This is a genomic window from Schnuerera sp. (genome assembly GCF_035459645.1).
Taxonomy (GTDB): domain Bacteria; phylum Bacillota; class Clostridia; order Tissierellales; family Tepidimicrobiaceae; genus Schnuerera.
Genome location: NZ_DATHXO010000535.1, coordinates 1 through 1,522 on the forward strand (window position 1 = coordinate 1; position 1,522 = coordinate 1,522).

Sequence of the window (1,522 nt, forward strand, 5' to 3'; positions counted from 1 at the left end):
AATTCCACAGTAGGATACCTTGGGGAGATTCTCTCCCCACAGCATCTACATTTCCCTTTGAGAAATAAAAAGCTAAGCACTGGTACTAAATCATACCATTTTAAAGGAGTGCTACAGTTTGGACAATAAGAACCAGGAAAAACTATACTCTCTTTTTTAGGTATTCTATATATACAGACATTCAAAAAGGAACCTATGATAGTACCTAATAGAAATAAAAATATTGCCATTTGTAGCCTCCTTTATTGATAGTGTTCATTTATTTTTAGACATAGAAATCATCTCTGGTAGCTCACTAGCTTTAATCATCACCGTCAGATTCTTTATATTCCCCTGGTGTTACTTCTATATCACCGTTTGTATCAATTGTTACTTTATAACTTCCTTCTATCGGATCGTCTGTTTTTACATCTGATAATCCATTTGGCACTTCTGGCCATTCTTGAAGGTAGGATTCCCAACTTTTATCTTCATCATCTTCAGTCCAAGTAAGTTTCTCACTTGGCACACCGTAATCAGCTATATACATAGTGGCTGCGCTCATTAAAGTCCTAACATTAGCATTATGGGCTATTATTGCTGCTCTTCTTCTGGAAGCTCCTAGTTTTGGTACGGCTATTCCTGCTAGTATTCCTAGTATGGCTATTACCACTACTAGTTCTACTAATGTAAAACCTTTATTGTTCTTATTAATCTTTTTTAAAATCCATTGAAACATCTTTTCTCCCCCTTGTATTTATTTTATCGTTATAAAAAGGCTACATAAATATATAAAAATAATATAATTTATGCAGCCGAACGATCATGATTACTTAGAGTAATTTTAGACTCTGGTTTTGCGTCTCCATCTTTCGATGGGTTTGCCCTAGATATTCAATTTAATTCAATCTATAGATTAAAAACATTTATTTTGTGATACTTGTACTATATCTCTATAGTATTCACCATATCAAACATTGGCATAGCCATTGCTATCACTATGAAACCTATGATTACTGCCATAAATACTATTAAAATAGGTTCTAATAATGTTGTCATCTTTTGTAATGAGGCTTCTACTTCTTCATCAAAAAAATCAGCTGTCTTATAGAGTATATCATCTAATGCACCTGATTCCTCGCCAATTTTTATCATTGAATCTACCATAGGTGGAAATAAGCCTATATCCTTTATAGTTCTAGACATGGGAATACCTTTCCTAATATCATCCTTGGCTTCATTCAGTTTATTTGAAACTACTTTATTACCAACTACTTTACTAACTACATCTAGTCCTTGTAAGAGAGGTATACCACTAGAAAGCAAAGTGGATAAAGTCCGAGTAAATCTAGAGGTAATAATCTTTATATTCATATTCTTTATTCCAGGTATTTTTATCTTCAAAGTATCATAGAATATTCTTCCTTCTGTTGTCTTACCAAAGGATATAATTCCTACAATTATAAACAAAGCTATCCCTATAAATAAGTACCAATATTCACTTAACCAATTACTTATAGCTAATAAAGCTCTAGTAGGTGTT

The 1,522-nt window shown here is 32.6% G+C and carries 3 protein-coding genes and 1 riboswitch; all 3 genes read right to left on the minus strand.

Annotated features, from left to right (window positions below; all coding sequences use genetic code 11):
- Nucleotides 1-230: prepilin peptidase (locus VK998_RS12480; RefSeq protein WP_325228867.1), on the minus strand; the 230-nt coding region annotated here is incomplete at its 3' end.
- Between the two features lie 71 nt (nucleotides 231-301).
- Nucleotides 302-718, minus strand: a complete 417-nt coding sequence (locus tag VK998_RS12485) for a type II secretion system protein (RefSeq protein ID WP_325228870.1) — start codon at nucleotides 716-718, stop codon at nucleotides 302-304.
- Between the two features lie 68 nt (nucleotides 719-786).
- Nucleotides 787-875, minus strand: a riboswitch (cyclic di-GMP riboswitch).
- Nucleotides 876-924: 49 nt separating this feature from the next.
- Nucleotides 925-1,522 (minus strand): type II secretion system F family protein (locus VK998_RS12490; RefSeq protein WP_325228873.1); only part of this gene is annotated, 598 nt, incomplete at its 5' end.